General features: G+C 65.6%; 12 protein-coding genes. 10 read left to right on the forward strand and 2 right to left on the reverse strand.

Annotation, left to right across the window (positions count from 1 at the left end):
- Positions 1 to 33: 33 nt before the first annotated feature.
- Positions 34 to 1,296, forward strand: coding sequence for an MFS transporter (locus tag ABIB25_RS25850; RefSeq protein ID WP_354531402.1), 1,263 nt, complete (start codon positions 34 to 36; stop codon positions 1,294 to 1,296).
- Between the two features lie 539 nt (positions 1,297 to 1,835).
- On the opposite strand, the gene ABIB25_RS29255 is transcribed toward ABIB25_RS25850, so the two are convergent.
- Positions 1,836 to 2,369: a hypothetical protein gene (locus ABIB25_RS29255; protein WP_502919907.1), complete on the reverse strand. Its 534-nt coding sequence runs from the start codon at positions 2,367 to 2,369 to the stop codon at positions 1,836 to 1,838.
- On the opposite strand from ABIB25_RS29255, the gene ABIB25_RS29260 reads away from it, so the two are divergent.
- Positions 2,262 to 2,759: a hypothetical protein gene (locus tag ABIB25_RS29260; RefSeq protein WP_502919905.1), complete on the forward strand. Its 498-nt coding sequence runs from the start codon at positions 2,262 to 2,264 to the stop codon at positions 2,757 to 2,759. The genes ABIB25_RS29255 and ABIB25_RS29260 overlap by 108 nt on opposite strands.
- A gap of 597 nt (positions 2,760 to 3,356) precedes the next feature.
- On the opposite strand, the gene ABIB25_RS25865 is transcribed toward ABIB25_RS29260, so the two are convergent.
- Positions 3,357 to 4,517, reverse strand: coding sequence for an ISAs1 family transposase (locus ABIB25_RS25865; protein WP_354531404.1), 1,161 nt, complete (start codon positions 4,515 to 4,517; stop codon positions 3,357 to 3,359).
- Positions 4,518 to 4,716: 199 nt separating this feature from the next.
- Here ABIB25_RS25865 and ABIB25_RS25870 point away from each other — a divergent pair, with 199 nt between their 5' ends.
- From ABIB25_RS25870 to ABIB25_RS25905, 8 genes are all read left to right on the forward strand, one after another.
- On the forward strand, positions 4,717 to 5,382 hold the full coding sequence (locus ABIB25_RS25870; protein ID WP_354531405.1) for a hypothetical protein: 666 nt from the start codon (positions 4,717 to 4,719) through the stop codon (positions 5,380 to 5,382).
- A 177-nt stretch (positions 5,383 to 5,559) separates the two neighbouring features.
- Positions 5,560 to 6,564 carry a LacI family DNA-binding transcriptional regulator gene (locus ABIB25_RS25875; protein WP_354531406.1) on the forward strand — a complete coding sequence of 335 codons (1,005 nt, stop codon included), beginning with the start codon at positions 5,560 to 5,562 and terminating at the stop codon, positions 6,562 to 6,564.
- 88 nt (positions 6,565 to 6,652) lie between these two features.
- Entirely contained in the window at positions 6,653 to 7,540 is an 888-nt protein-coding gene (locus ABIB25_RS25880) for an aldo/keto reductase (protein ID WP_354531407.1), read from the forward strand.
- 95 nt (positions 7,541 to 7,635) lie between these two features.
- Complete coding sequence (locus ABIB25_RS25885; protein ID WP_354531408.1) at positions 7,636 to 8,586, forward strand: NAD(P)-dependent oxidoreductase; 951 nt, start codon at positions 7,636 to 7,638, stop codon at positions 8,584 to 8,586.
- Positions 8,587 to 8,710: 124 nt separating this feature from the next.
- Positions 8,711 to 9,895: a serine hydrolase domain-containing protein gene (locus tag ABIB25_RS25890; RefSeq protein ID WP_354531409.1), complete on the forward strand. Its 1,185-nt coding sequence runs from the start codon at positions 8,711 to 8,713 to the stop codon at positions 9,893 to 9,895.
- A gap of 391 nt (positions 9,896 to 10,286) precedes the next feature.
- On the forward strand, positions 10,287 to 12,629 hold the full coding sequence (locus ABIB25_RS25895) for a glycoside hydrolase family 2 TIM barrel-domain containing protein (protein WP_354531410.1): 2,343 nt from the start codon (positions 10,287 to 10,289) through the stop codon (positions 12,627 to 12,629).
- Between the two features lie 12 nt (positions 12,630 to 12,641).
- On the forward strand, positions 12,642 to 13,019 hold the full coding sequence (locus ABIB25_RS25900; RefSeq protein WP_354531411.1) for a tyrosine-type recombinase/integrase: 378 nt from the start codon (positions 12,642 to 12,644) through the stop codon (positions 13,017 to 13,019).
- A 313-nt stretch (positions 13,020 to 13,332) separates the two neighbouring features.
- Positions 13,333 to 14,715: a purine-cytosine permease family protein gene (locus ABIB25_RS25905; RefSeq protein WP_354531412.1), complete on the forward strand. Its 1,383-nt coding sequence runs from the start codon at positions 13,333 to 13,335 to the stop codon at positions 14,713 to 14,715.
- The last annotated feature ends 167 nt before the right edge of the window (positions 14,716 to 14,882 follow it).

A 14,882-nucleotide genomic window follows, 5' to 3' on the forward strand; every position in this document is an offset into this window, starting at 1 on the left:
GCGAGGCGGTCGTCCTGCGCAGAAACTGGGTACATGAGCAAATCAGTTACCCTGCAGCGCACCGAGCCGCTAGCGGCGGATCAGACGAGAGCCTCGGCCGCTGCCGGTGTTCAGCCCTCGGGCTTCCTGCGCCTGGCGCTGCCGGCGTCGATGGTCATGTCTTTCCTGGCAGCCTCCAGCGTGCCCACTCCGCTGTACGCCACCTACGCACGCGAGTGGCATTTCTCGCCTATCACCACCACTGCCGTTTTCGGTGCGTACGCGATCGCCGTCCTGCTCGCTCTGCTCGTCCTCGGACGGGTGTCCGACCACATCGGCCGTCGGCCGGTACTGCTGGCCGCCCTCGCCGTGCAGACCGCCGCCGCGGCCCTCTTGACCACCGCGGGCGGCGTCGATGCCCTGCTCGCCGGGAGGGTGCTGCAGGGCCTTGCCACCGGCGCGGCCGTCGGCGCGCTGGGAGCAGCCATGCTCGACCTGGACCCCGAACGCGGCACCCTGGCGAATGCAACCGCCCCCGGCGTGGGCACCGGTGTCGGCGCACTTATATCGGGAGTGCTGGTCCAATATGTCCCGGCGCCCACGCACATCGTGTACTTGGTGCTCATAGGAATCTTCATGCTGCAGGCCATCGGCGTCGTGGTGTCGCCGGAAAGGACTGCCCGGAGGCCGGGGCTGCGTGCTGCGCTCGTCCCGGAGCTTGCCGTGCCGCGCGCTACGCGCGGCGCAGTGCTCGTGGCGGCACCGATTCTGTTTGCCGTGTGGGCGCTCTCGGGGCTCTACGGCTCACTCGGCCCGGCCCTGGCCCGACAGCTATCGGGGTCCGCGTCGGCAGTCGTCGGCGGACTTCCCTTTTTCGTGCTGGCCATCGTCTCGTCCATCAGCGCGGTGGCACTGAGCCGCCTAGCGCCTCATACCGTGATGCTGTGCAGTATCGCCGCCACTTTCACAGCCGCGGGCGGCACACTGGTTGCCGTGGAGGAGTCCTCGACGGCTGGATTCTTAGCCACCACCGTGCTGGCGGGCGTCGGATTCGGCGCCGGACTCCAGGGCGCCTTTCGCACCGTCATTCCGCTGGCCCCGCCGCGTGACCGGGCCGGTGTCCTGTCGGTCCTGTACATCATCTCCTATTGCGGCATGGGCGTACCAGCAATCAGCGCCGGGATTCTCGTCATACACGGTGGCGGACTGATCAGTTCCGCACGCGACTATGCCCTGTTTCTGATCGTGCTCGCCGCCGCGGCCTTGGCGGCACTGCTGTTGACAAACCATTCCAAACGTCCGCTCAATGGGCACTGATCCAGATGCCTGAACGAACTAAAACAATTTGTAACGTGGCGGTTCCGCGGGTTGGCGGGTGTGGAGCCGGTGGCGTACCCGGTGACGTCAGCCGCGGTGGTACCAGCCGTGGATGTGAACGAGAGCTTGCGAGCTCTCGGCCGTTCCTGGCGACTGATTGATCGCATGACCGTCGGCGGCCCCGCACTGGGACATGATTGGGGGGTAGAAGGGGAGCAGGAGGTCACCAACCACGGACCCGGTAGCCGGGCGTTGTCACCGTTGCGGAGCGGCGCGGCGATCGGCCGCGCCCTTGAGGGCGCGGCGTGAAGATGTACAGCCTGGCAAACGACTCGCCAACCAACCTTGCAGCGCCCTTGGGGGATCCGGTGAATACTTTGCGAAATTGCAACACGGCGATCACCGGGGCCCGGCACTCACTGGGGTCTCTACAGAAGCGGCGTACCCAGCGGTGGCAGTTCTGGGCACGTCACTGCTTGGCGCGTCCGCACCGTTATCCGCCAAGCGTCGGAGAGCCCTCACCAGCCCCAACCGGGCCGTCAAAAGATGCAGTCACTCGACTTACCTAGTGGCCCAGTCGAACAGGGTGAACTGCTCGAACGCCGTGTCGTTGTCGGTGTTGAGCGCCGGTCGGACAGAGGAGATGACAGGTAACAGCGAGACCGCCGCTGATCGCTGCTTGAGAGGTACGTCGACGTAGATGGCGGTGGTGGCCAGGGATTCGTGGCCCATGAGTTCTTTGATGACCAGGGAGTCGACGCCGGCTTCGCGGAGGGCGGTGCCGAACCAGTGGCGGAGGGCGTGGGGGGTGCCGGGGATGCCGGCGCGGTCCATGACGTTGGAGATGCTGGAGCTGACGGAGTTGCCGAGCATGGTCCGCCGGCGAGGTGTTTCGTGTTCCCGACGTAGGTGGGGAACCACCAACCCCGGCGGGGCATGACTGCGGCGAGGTCCTTGAGGATGGGGTGCAGTGGTATCTGGCGTTCCTTGTCGCCCTTGCCGATGACGGTGATGGTGTTGATGACGGTGTCGACGTCATCGCCCTTGATGGCGGCGATCTCGCTGACCCGCAGGCCGGCGTAGGCCGCGAGCAGGATCATCGCCCTGGTTCGCCGGTACATACGGGTGTCGAGCAGGATCTCCAGGTGTTCGTCGGCGACGGGCCGGGGCCGGCCCTTCTTCACCTTGGGGGTGGTGGCGATCAGGGTCGGGTCATCGGCACGCTGGCCGGTGATGATGAGCCATTTGCACCAGGCGCGGATGGCGCCGTGGTAGTTGGCCCGGGTGGCCTTGGCCCAGGCAGTGGAGGTCAGGAACCGGTCGACGCCTTGCGGGGTAATGGTGGCGGCTTCGGGAATGCGGCGGATGATGGTCAGCCGGTCGGTGATGGTCTTGTCGGACATGCCGCGGCCGCGCTGCCACAGTACCCAGTCCTGCAGCAGTTGCTCCTGGGCATCTATTAGAGGGACAATATCGTTGTGCAGCAATGCGTATCGGCTAGCCATGAGCAAAGTCGCCGGTTGGCCCGTTCGCGTGAGGCGAACGAGAATGGAAGGGGTATGGGTAGGTTGACTGTGCAGGCGAATGGTTCCGTGCCCGCCTCAATAGGTGCCGCTTTGGCTCGTCAGTGGGAGGTCGGCGGGCGCGGCAGCAGCATATGCGCGAATGGATTTCGGAGGTCGAGGTTCGAATGGCAGGACAGTCGTACTACTACTGCTATGAAGGCGTTGACCTGAGGCAACTGTCAACCTATGATGGGTGAGAAGTGTTACGCTGCAATCACTTACCCGCTTTCATCAGAAGGTTGGGGGTTCGAATCCCTCCAGGCGCACCACCAAAACCAATGTACCGCAGCCTGTTTCGCGCTGCTAGTCGTCGGCATCCAAGATCGCATCCCAACAACTATCCCAATACCATCCCCACCGTTGTTGGGATGGGGCAATGCTCGGACCGTCAACCGTTCCGCGGACCGGATGGGGGCTCGGCCGCGGCCATTGCCCTGCCGTGTTGGGACCCCAGGGCCCCGGCAAAGTCACCCTGGGGCGAGGTTGGTGACGGTTTCAGCTGGTCAGCAGGAGTTTGAGGGGTCGGTTGGTGTCTCGGGCGTGGTGTCGGACGGCTTGGGCGATGTTGGTGGCGCCGGCTATTCGTAGGATTCCGATGGCCAGGTTCCGCAGGGTGGCCATGACTTGTGGTCCGCTGCCGGTGCGGACTTGGGACAGGTCTTCGCCGAAGGTGACGTCGCGGACCCAGTGCAGCCGATTTTCGATGGACCAGTGGCCGCGGAGCCAGCTGGCGAGCTGTTGCCCGTGGGCTTGTAGCGCGGTGAGGTCGGTGACGGCGTAGACCGTTTCTGTCCGCCATTTCCCGGATGTGAGTCGGCGAGTTTTCCGGGTGATCTGGATTGCTTGGGCGGCGTAGGGAAACAGGATCCCGGCGTCGATGCTCACCACTTTGATGCTCCGTTTCTCGACCCTTCCGTGACCGCGGTCGTTCTGGGTGTCGGCGATGTGGACCTGGTCCCATGGGAGTTGTGCCAGCTGCCGGCGCAGGGCCGGTTGGTTACCCTTCACGGTCAGCAGGTAGTGCGCTCCGCGTTGTTCGACCAGGTAGTCGGCATGAATTCTCTGGCAGTGCAGCGCATCGGCGGTGACCAGCCTGCCGAGTAGTTCGATGTTGTCCAGAAGCTTGGCGAACAAGGGGATCTCGTTGGTTTTGACGTCGACATCGAGCTGGGCCAGGACCAGGCCGTCGGTGTGTGTCAACGCTGAGAGCAGGTGCCGGCACCGGCCGCCGCCGACGGCGGAGCCCCGGGCCGATTTGCCGTCGACGGCGATCACCTGCACACGCTGCGAGGTGGTGGCGACCAGGGCGGCCCAGGCGCCGACGATGACGTCCAGGCCGTCCGCGTCGAGCCTGTTCAACGTCCGCCGGATCGTTGACTCGCACGGTTTTTCGCCGGTCACTCCGAGCTTGGTCAACGCCGCCGGGGTAGCCGCCTGCGCCCATTCGGCGATCGCAACAAATGAGCGGGCTCCGGCGATGACGGCGCACGCCGCGACCGCCAAGATGGTGGACAGCTGGTGCCGACGTCCGCGTGGTTTGCGTGGGTCCGGCACTGTTCGCAACGCACGCAGCAGGGCTGCCGGCGCGGCCGGGACGTCGGGGAACTCGTCGGCGTCGAATGGGTCAACAACGGTCAAGATCGGAGATGATGTCATCGGGCGTGGTCCTTGGCTGTAAGTGAGCGGCCTGAAGAACCTTCATGATCATCACCACGGGCCACGCCCACCCGCAAACCACCACTCACGGCGTGTCGCCGCACATCACCGCATGTCAGAAAATCCAATCACGACTTTGCCGGGGCCCTGGTTGGGACCCAGAGCGGACCTGAGGCAGCGCAGGCACGCTAGTCGGCGGGTGGTGGCGCTGAGCCCGGCGGTGCTGCGGGCGGCGTGCCAGATGTGGCGGGAGGAAGGGTGGAAGGACCCGACGAACTGGGCCAGGGTCAGAATGCTCCGCTCGGCCGTGGGTTGGGCCTACTGCGAGCGGATCGTCGAGGTGGACCCGCTGGACGGGATGCGGAACCCACCGCATGCAGCTGTTCGGCTGCACGCGTCCGTTGATCAGGTCCGGGAGATCCTTCACTACGCGCAGCTCGATCTCGACGCGGCGCAGGCCGATGTCGAAAGCACCGCCCCGGCGGTGGCGCGTCTGCACCGGGCGGAGCAGGTGCTGCTGCTGGCGCACCTGGCCGCCAGTTCCGGTGCCCGGCGGGGCGAGTTGGCCTCGCTGCAACTGGGTGATCTGGACGGCGACATTCTGACCATCTCGCGAAGTACGTCCAACGAGATCCTGGGTTGCACCAAAAGCGGCCGGATCCGCCGCATGACGTTGGGCCACGAAACGGCCGAGCTGTGGCGGCAGATGGCGAAACGCTGGCAGCAGCGAATCGTCGGTCAACCGTTCGGGCCGTGGCTGTTCGCCGCCGAGCCCCGCCACCAGGTCCGGTTGACGACGAGATGCCTGGGGTACTGGTTCGGCGCTCTAGGCGCCGTACGGGTCTACCAAACATTGACGATGTAGGCACACATACAACGATGAGCTCGGGGGCGGTTGGCATCTGCGCCGGCTTCTGTGCATCATGACTGCGACCTGCCCGGGCAAGCCGGCCCGTGTTCGGCCCGGACAGGGGACGGGATCAGGAGGCCGGATCTCGGTGGACGACGTTCTGGAGTCGGAGTTGATGTGGGCGAAGTGAGCATGCGTGACGTTGCGGACCTGGCGGGTGTCTCCGTCAAGACCGTGTCGAACGTGGTGCGTGACTGGCCCTACGTCGCGCCCGAAACCAGACGGCGTGTCCAGGAGGCATTGGACAGCCTCGGATATCGGCTCAACCTCTCCGCCCGCACCCTGCGGAGCGGCCGGTCCGGGATCATCGCGGTAGCCATGCCCTTGCTGGATTCGCCCTACTTCGCCGAGCTGACCGCCGAGTTCGTGCGCCAGGCCGCGGATCTCGGCTGGGCAATCCTGGTGGACCAGACGGATGCCGACCGGGACCGCGAGCGTCGTGTCGTCGAAGGGCTTAGTGGTCGCCTGATCGATGGCCTCGTCTACAGCCCGTCAGCCCTGTCTGCCGACGACATCCTCGACTTGCGACCGGCAAGAACCCCGATGATCCTGCTCGGTGAGCACATTCCGGATCTCACCGGTGACTCGGTGGCCATCGACTACGAGGCGGCCTCGCGCCAGATGACCGATCACCTGCTCTCCATCGACCGCAAGATCGCAGCGATCGGCATCAGGGAGAACCTGGCCGTCGACGCATCGCGGCTGCGCGCAGCGGGCTTCGACGCGGCCCTGACCAGCGCAGGTATTGATCCCGGCAGCATCCCCCACCTGCAGGTGGACGCCTTTTCCCGGGCCGAGGGCGCCAGGGCCATGGGCCTGCTCCTCGCCCTCCCGGAGCGCCCGAAGGTGGTGTTCTGCTTCAGCGATCTGCTGGCGCTGGGAGCCATCCACGAGGCCCGCCGGCAGGGTTTCCGTATTCCGCAGGACATCGCCGTGGCCGGCTTCGACGACATCGAAGAGGGTCGGTTCGCCTTTCCGCCCCTTACCACCGTGAGGCCCGACAAGCCAGGCATCGTCACGGCCGCCCTGCAACTGCTACAGCAGCGGATCAGCGAGCAGGATGTCGGCAGCCCTGGCGAATCACGAAGGGCCACACTCGGTTTCGAACTCCTGGTGCGGTCGAGCACCCAACCCTGATCGGGCGCCAGACGGCCCGCGGATGCATCCGGCCATCGCACCCTCGGCCGGTTGTACATCGATGTACACACCGATGTACAGTCAAGCAATGCACACACGCCACATTGGAAATGACACGGTCGGACGGCTCGAGGTGGGCGCCATCGGCCTCGGGTTGATGACTTTCGACCAGACCGGGACGCAGCCCCGCGAGCAGCTCATCGGTACCGTGACAGCCGCCCTGGAGGCAGGCGTCACCCTCTTCGATACCGCAGACGCCTACGGGCCGGGCGAGGAACTGGGCGCAGACACCCAGGGCGCCAACGAGAAGCTGATCGCGGGACTTCTGGACGAACTAGGAGTGCGGGACCAGGTCGTTCTGGCCACCAAAGGTGGGCATACCCGCATCGCGGGCGGCGAATGGGGAATCGACGGATCCCATGATCATCTGATCAGCGCCGTGGACGACAGCCTGCGCCGGCTGGGCGTCGGGCAGATCACCTTGTGGCAACACCACCGCCCCGATCCGGACGTCGCTTTCGAAGAAATTCTGCAGACACTGGGCGAGATTCATGCGTCCGGCAAAGTCCGCATGCTCGGATTGTCCAACGTGGATCCCACCCAGATCCGGCAGGCTCACGCCATTCTCGGAGATGCGTTGGTGAGCGTCCAGAACCAGTTCTCGCCCAAATTCCGCAGCAGCCGACCAGAAATCGACGTCTGCGAAGAATTGGGTCTTGCATTCCTGCCGTGGAGCCCGCTCGGGGGACTCGGTGACGCCAAGGAATTGGCCGCCAAGCATCCGGCATTCGCCGAAGTGGCGAAGGAACTCTCCGTCAGCTCCCAGCAGGTCGCATTGGCCTGGGAATTGGCGCAGTCGCCCGTGGTGATCCCGATCCCAGGCGCGAAGCGCGCATCCTCGGTCAGCGACTCGGCAGCCGCCAGCGACATCGCACTGACGCAGGCCCAGCTCGACCGGCTCGACGCAGACCAGTAGCAGAACGGACGCGGCGGTGGATCCGGTCTGCGGGTTGGCGGCGGGGTTGTCCACAACGGTGAGTAGGACCGTCAACATGGTGGAAGAGGCATGCAGTGAAGGATGAACGCGCGTCGACGCGGGTGGCCCTGCTGGGTCTGGGCGCCATGGGACTACCCATGGCGACCTGGCTCGCGCAGCATTTCGAGGTCGACGTGTACGACCCCGATCCCAGCCGCATCGAACTCGCCGCCAAGGCCGGGGTCCATCCGGCCGACACTGCCGCTGCGGCCTGCCGACATGCCGACGTGGCCGTCATCAGCGTCCGGACTGCCGACCAGATGCAGCACGTGCTGTTCGGTGCCGGGGAGGTGCAGGGGATCGCTCAAGCCCTTCGTCCTGGGGCGGCCGTCGTGATGACCTCGACGGTCGGTGCTGACGCGGTCCGTCACGCGGCTGAGGAACTCCGGCCGTTCTCCATCGGACTGGTCGATGCGCCGGTGAGCGGTGGCAGCGTGCGAGCGGCGAGCGGCGACCTGTTGGTGATGGTCGGAGCCAGTCGGGAGCACCTCGAGGTCACCCGGCCGGTGCTGGATCTGCTGGGGTCGACCGTCTACGTCGTCGGTTCCGAACCCGGCGACGGTCAGACCATGAAGACGGTCAACCAGCTGCTCTGCGGGGTGCACACGGCGGCTGCCGCCGAGGCACTGGCGCTGGCCCATTCGTTGGGACTCGACCTCGAGCGCTGCTTGCAGATACTGCAATCGGGAGCTGCGGCGTCCTTCATGCTGGCCGACCGTGGGCCCCGGATGATCGCGCAACTCCGTTCCGAGCCGGTGGAACTCCGCTCCCGCACGGACGTCATGGCCAAGGACATGGGCATCGTCCAAGGTCTCTGCCAGACTTCGGGTGTGCTCTCGCCCGTCGCGGAAGCGGCCTACGGCAAATTCCGGGCGGCTGTGCGGGCCGGTATGGCCGAGCAGGACGATTCGTCGATCACCATCATGCAAGCCCCGATCACCACACCGACGGGCGGCCCCTCACCAGACGACGCGACTCCGACTTGAACTTGAACTTGAACCGAGCAGGGGACTTCCGCTGCAGAATAGTGGCACGTCAGATGACCTGACCTCGATGTCGGCCCTCATGATTCGTAGCCCGCGTGATACTTCGTAGAAAGGCGAACTACTGATGACAATTGCTTTTGATCCCCACCGCCTTGCCCAGATCAGCCGCTGCTTCCGCCGGGCCGTCGATCATGGGCTATTACCCGGATTCGACGTACGCGTGAACATAGGTCAGTCCACGGTGCTGGAGGACCACTACGGCCAGCGGGATCTGGAACGCTCGCTCCCCGTTGAGGCCGACACGATCTACCGCGTCGTATCCATGACCAAGCCGATGACGTCGGTGGCGACCCTCATGCTGTACGAGCGGGGGCTACTCGATGTCCGGGCTCCGCTGTCGGAGTACATCCCCGAGTTCGCGGCAACTTCAGTCTGCCGAACCGTTGCGCACGATCCTGATGACGTGGAGCCGCTGCAGGCACCCTTGACCGCATGGCATCTTCTCACGCACACGTCGGGGTTGACCTACAACTGGGCGGGCGAGAACGGTGTGAACCGCTTATACCAGCAATTCGGGATCGCCGAGGCCTACGGGAAGACAGACCTCGCGACCAACGTGACCCACTTGGCTGGTCTTCCGCTGCTCTTCCAACCGGGAACAGCCTGGAACTACTCGGTGTCCAACGATGTCTTGGGCCGACTCGTGGAGATCGTTTCCGGCAGCTCGCTGGACCAGTTCTTCCAGTCCGAGTTGCTCGACCCACTCAATATGTCTCAGAGCGGCTTCTCGGTCCCGATGCCCGAACGTCACCGGATTGCCCAGTTCTACGGCGGTCAGCCCGGCGGGACCACGTTCTTGCCCATGCCGGCCACCGCAGATCCAGGTGCGGAGCCGGTACTGCTCTCCGGCGGTGGAGGCCTGTTCAGCACGATGGATGACTACCAACGGTTCGTTCTCGCGCTAGCGGCCGGCGGCGGGGGATTGATCAGCCCAGAAACGCTGAAATTCGCCACCTCCAATCATCTTCCTGGTGGCGCCGACATTGCCTCGTTCCAGCGCCACGGACTCGAGGACGACCTATCGGGACTAGGTTTCGGGCTAGGCTTTGCAGTGGTGACCGACCCCATCGCGCGCAGAATTCTCACCAGGAAGGGGGTCTACTACTGGAACGGCGCCGGCGGCACCGCATTTTTCGTCGACCCAGCGTCGAAGATCTCCGCAACGTTCATGATGCAGGTGCGTAGCGCCTCCAACACCAGTTGGGAAGCATTGCTGCACCGACTGGTGTTCGCCGCCCTGGCCGATTGATCATCCGTTCTCACCTCGCATCCGCCGAACAGTTTCACCAATGACCCGGAAATTCCGCAATCCTGGAGAGGGCCTCGTTCGCAGCTGTCATATGGCCGTTCATATTGTAAGACGGCACGGTGATCAGCGTGGCTACTCACCTTCAATTTAGTTTTCAGGCACGACAAGGACCCGTCATCAGTTCGGCGTTCACCAGCCGATGGTTGCGACTGCGCTGCAGGCCCCCAGGTTACGCTCATCCCTTTGAAAGAGGCTACATATGCCAGTGGAATACTTCGAAGGCCGCCCGGGTCTATCCGAGTACGATCTCGAGGTCATGACGTCGACGACCGGACCCCAGCCTCAGCACACCGAAACAGGAAAGCGTATCGACCCGGAGGAGGTCGCTTCGGTGGAGAGCGTTCTGCCTGGAGCTGGCCGACTCGCTCCACGGTCCTGGTGGGAATCCGATGCTCCGTCGCTGCTCCTGGACGGCGACTGGAGGTTCCACTTCAGTCCGGACGAGGCGGGCCTTGCGGTCGACTTCCAGGAACCCGACCACGACGACTCGATGTGGGATCTGCTCCGGGTGCCGTCTGTCTGGCAGCTGGCCGGTCTGCCCGAGAAGCCTTGCTACAGCCCGCCTGCCTACACGAACGTCATCTACCCCTTCCCGGTCGATCCGCCGCACGTCCCGGACGCGAATCCGACGGGGGAGTACCGGGTGACCCTCACCGTCCCGGAGAGCTGGCCCGCCGGTCGGCGGGTACTGCGATTCGAAGGAGTCGATTCGCATGCCACGGTCTGGCTCAACGGCGTCATGCTGGGCTGGTCGACCGGTAGCCGGCTGGCCGCGGAGTTCGACGCCACCGATGCGCTGCGTCCGGGGACGAACGTGCTTGCCGTCCGGGTGCGACAGTGGTCGGCCGCGTCCTACCTCGAGGACCAGGACATGTGGTGGGTCTCCGGCATCTTCCGATCCGTCCTCTTGCTGTGCCGACCGACCGGCGCGCCGTCAGATGTGTTCGTGCACGCGGACTTCGACGCCGCCACCGGAACCGGCACCCTCACGGTGGACGCCACCGACGCCTCCGGCGCACCCATCGCAGGACGGCTGGACTTCCCCGGCCTCGGGCTGGTCGGGGTGGACGCAGCGATGGTCCACAGTCTGCCGGGCGTCAGCCCCTGGACCGCCGAGGCCCCCGTCCTGCACGACGGAACCCTGACGACCGACGCCGAGGTGATCCCCCTGCGGGTCGGGTTCCGCCGGGTCGAACTGCGAGATGGCCTGCTGCAGGTGAACGGGGCGCCGCTGCTGCTGCGCGGTGTGAACCGTCACGAGTGGCACCCGGAGACCGGCCGGACAATCAGCGTCGAGACCATGCGTCAGGATATCGCGTTGATGAAGCAGCACAACATCAATGCCGTCCGTACCAGTCACTATCCGCCGGACCGGCGGTTCCTGGACCTGTGCGACGAGTGGGGCCTGTGGGTCGTCGACGAGTGCGATCTGGAGACCCATGGGTTCTCCTTCTGCGACTGGCGCGGGAACCCCAGCGACGAACCGATGTGGGAACCCGCGTTGCTGGACCGGATGCAGCGGACCGTCGAGCGCGACAAGAACCATCCCAGCATCATCCTGTGGTCGCTCGGCAACGAATCCGGGGTCGGCCGGAACCTCGCGGCGATGGCCAGGTGGGTCAAGTCGCGGGACTCCTCCCGGCTCGTGCACTACGAAGGTGACTTCGACAGCGGATACGTCGACGTCTACAGCCGGATGTACGCCGATGTCCCCGAGGTGCAGCAGATCGGGTTGTTGACCGAGACTGCCGCCGGCACCGACGAACTCGACGCCCACCGACGATCGCTCCCCTTCCTGCTGTGCGAATACGCGCACGCGATGGGCAACGGTCCCGGCGGACTGACCGAATACCAGGATCTCTTCGATACCCACCCCCGGCTGCAGGGCGGTTTCGTCTGGGAATGGCTGGACCAGGCCATCACTGCCCGTAACGCCGACGGAGACGACTACTTCGCCTACGGCGGCGATTTCGGTGAACCCGTGCACGACGGCAACTTCATCACCGATGGCCTGCTGTTCCCCGACCGCACGCCGTCACCGGGCCTGCTGGAGTACAAGAAGGTCATCGCCCCGGTGAAGCTGACGATCGATCCGCAGGCCCGGACCGTGCTCGTCGACAACGGGTACGACTTCCTCGACACCTCAGGGCTCACCCTGACCTGGCTGGTCCAGGACAGCGGTATCGAGGTGGGCGGCGGGGCGCTGACGATGCCTCTGGCGGCCGCCGGTGCATCGGCGGCGATCGGGTGGCCGGCGGAACTCGTTGCAGCAGCCGAGCTCCCGTCAACAGGCCGGACGGTTCCAGGTGCCGACGTCGAACGGTGGGTCACCATCACCGCAAGCCTGGCCGCCGATCAGGTCTGGGCCGCTAACGGCCACGAGATCGCCTGGCAGCAGACACAACTGGATCTGCCGGCCCGAACGCAGGACCGGCCCTCGCCGCCGGGTGGCCGTAACGGTTCGCCCGGCACCATCGGCCCCGTCACCATCGACACCGGGACCGGATTGCTCGCCGCGATCGGTGACCTCGCCGTGCACGACGCGAGGGCATCCTGGATGTGTTTCCGTTGGACGGGATGCACGGTCCACCGCACGCCGGGGTGCGTCTGCACGCCCCGGTCGATCAGGTCCTGGCGATCCTGGACTGTGCCCGCAACGATGTCGACGAACTAGAAACTGCGACTGGTGCGTCGTTGCCGAGCCTGCATCGGGCCCAGCAGATGTTGCTGCTGGCCCGGTTGGCCGCCGACTCGGGAGCTCGCCGACGAGGGGTTCGGGCCGTGGCTGTTCTCCGCCCGCCAGGATCACAGCACCCGACTGACCACGTCGTGTCTGGCCCACTGGTCCGGGGCGCTGTGCGCCGAGGCCGGCCATCCTGATGTCACGCTCCACCGGTTGCGGCATTCGGTGGTCACGGCGTTGGTGTCCCGCGGCGACATCCTGCAGGCCCAGTACCGGCTCGGACACCGCGACGCAGCGACGACACTTCGGACCCACAGCCACGTCCTGCCGCTGACCGATGCCGACGCGCCTGCCACCTCGGACCACCTGTATCAAGAGTGAACGGTCCGGCAGTTGCGACGACCAGTGGAACATCTTGACGCTGCACGTCCTGCTGTCCTTCCTCTTCGGTCTGGTGGCCGGATGCAGTGGCCAAACGTCGGTGTGTCCGGTGGTGGCGGTGCCTGCCCGCTGGACCGATGAGCCGCGTGTCCGGAGGCACAGCCAGCGGGAACGTGCCTGGCAACAGCCGGGTGGCGCCGTCGGCATCGCCCGACAGCAAGCACAAGGCCCGGTACGGTCGTGGCTGAGTGGAGCGACCATTTCCTTCGACGCCGACCGGCGTAGAGGCGCAATGCAGATCCGGCGGAGTGATGTGACTACTGAGGCAGCAGCGGCGCGGCCGGGCAGGCGGTCGGCGCGCATCGAGGTCCGCTCGATCGATCAGATCCCCCTGGCCGAGCGGCACGGGCGGGTCCGTGACCAGTTCACCCTGTGGTTCGGGCTGAACGCGAACATCTTCGTCGTCGTGCTCGGCGGCGTGACGGTCTTTCTTGGCCTGGACCTGCTGTGGGCCGGCATCGCCATCGTCGTCGGGACGCTGGCTGGGTTGGCCCTCGTCGGATTCCATGCGATCCAGGGACCGAAGCTCGGTGTGCCGCAGATGATTCAGAGTCGCGGCCAGTTCGGGTTCTACGGGGCGGTGCTGATCTTCGCCGCGTCGATCGTGCTGGACATCGGGTTCCTCGCCGCGCAACTGGTCATCCAGGCCGACGCCATGAACCTGCTGGTGGGCGGCATCAGCATCCCGGCGTGGATCGCGATCCTGGTGGTGCCGGTGGTGGTACTGACCGTGTTCGGCTATGACTGGATCCACCGTTTCCAGAAGATCATGACCCCGATCCTGGCGGTGACATTCGTCGTCGTGCTGATCCAGGCGGTCGGCCACGGGGCGCCCACCGGGGCCGCCGCGTCGACGTCGCCACCGTCGTTTGCCGCGTTCATGGCTGGGACCGGGCTGTTCGTGGTGACCGTGCTCAGTTGGGCGCCGTACGTCTCGGACTACTCCCGTTACCTCCCGCCGACGGTGGACCTGCGCCGGACTTTCGCGGCGGTGGCGCTGGGCATCGGTGTACCGACGGTCCTGTGTGCCTTCGTCGGGGCGTACCTCACGAGTTTGCTGCCGGATGCCTCATCGACCATCGCCGCGATCGGCGAGGTCTGCGGCCAGTGGGTGCTGCCGGTCATGGCGGTCAGCCTGATCGGCTCGGACGTGGTGAATTCCTACACCGGGATGCTGGCCGTGGCCGGCATCCTGAGCTGCTTCCGCACCGTGCGGCGCTCGGTCGTGGTGCGGGTGGTCGGGTCACTGGTGATCATCGCCGCCGGCACCGTCTGTGCGTTGTTGGGTTACCGGGCGTTCGTCGGGAACCTGTCCAACTTCTTGGGCGTGCTCCTCTACGTCCTGATCCCTTGGAGCGCAATCAATCTGACGGACTACTACTTCATCCGGCGCGGCGACTACGACGTCCCGTCGTTCTTCACCCCTGCCGGTCGCTACCGCGGATTTCTGTGGCCCGGTCTGGTCGCCTACCTGTTGGCCGTCGCCGCGCAGGTGCCGTTCATCGCGCAGACCTTCTACACCGGGACGCTCGTGGCCCAGCTGGGCGGCGTCGACATCTCGTGGATCGTCGGCGGGGTGGCGGGCGTGATCTTCTACCTGCTCGCTCTCCGGTTGACCCGAGCAGCAACCCGGTAGCGGACCAACTGTGGGCCGGACCCCACAAACTCCCGCCGACGGTGGTCGGTGAGACACGCGGCGACGGTCAACGATGTCCAGGAGATGTGCCCGCCGCCGAATCCGTGGTGTGTCGAACCCGGGTGTCGGCGGGCTGTGCTGCCGATGCCGCCTTCGACGTCATGAGA

This window comes from Nakamurella sp. UYEF19 (assembly GCF_040546275.1).
Lineage (GTDB): Bacteria > Actinomycetota > Actinomycetes > Mycobacteriales > Nakamurellaceae > Nakamurella.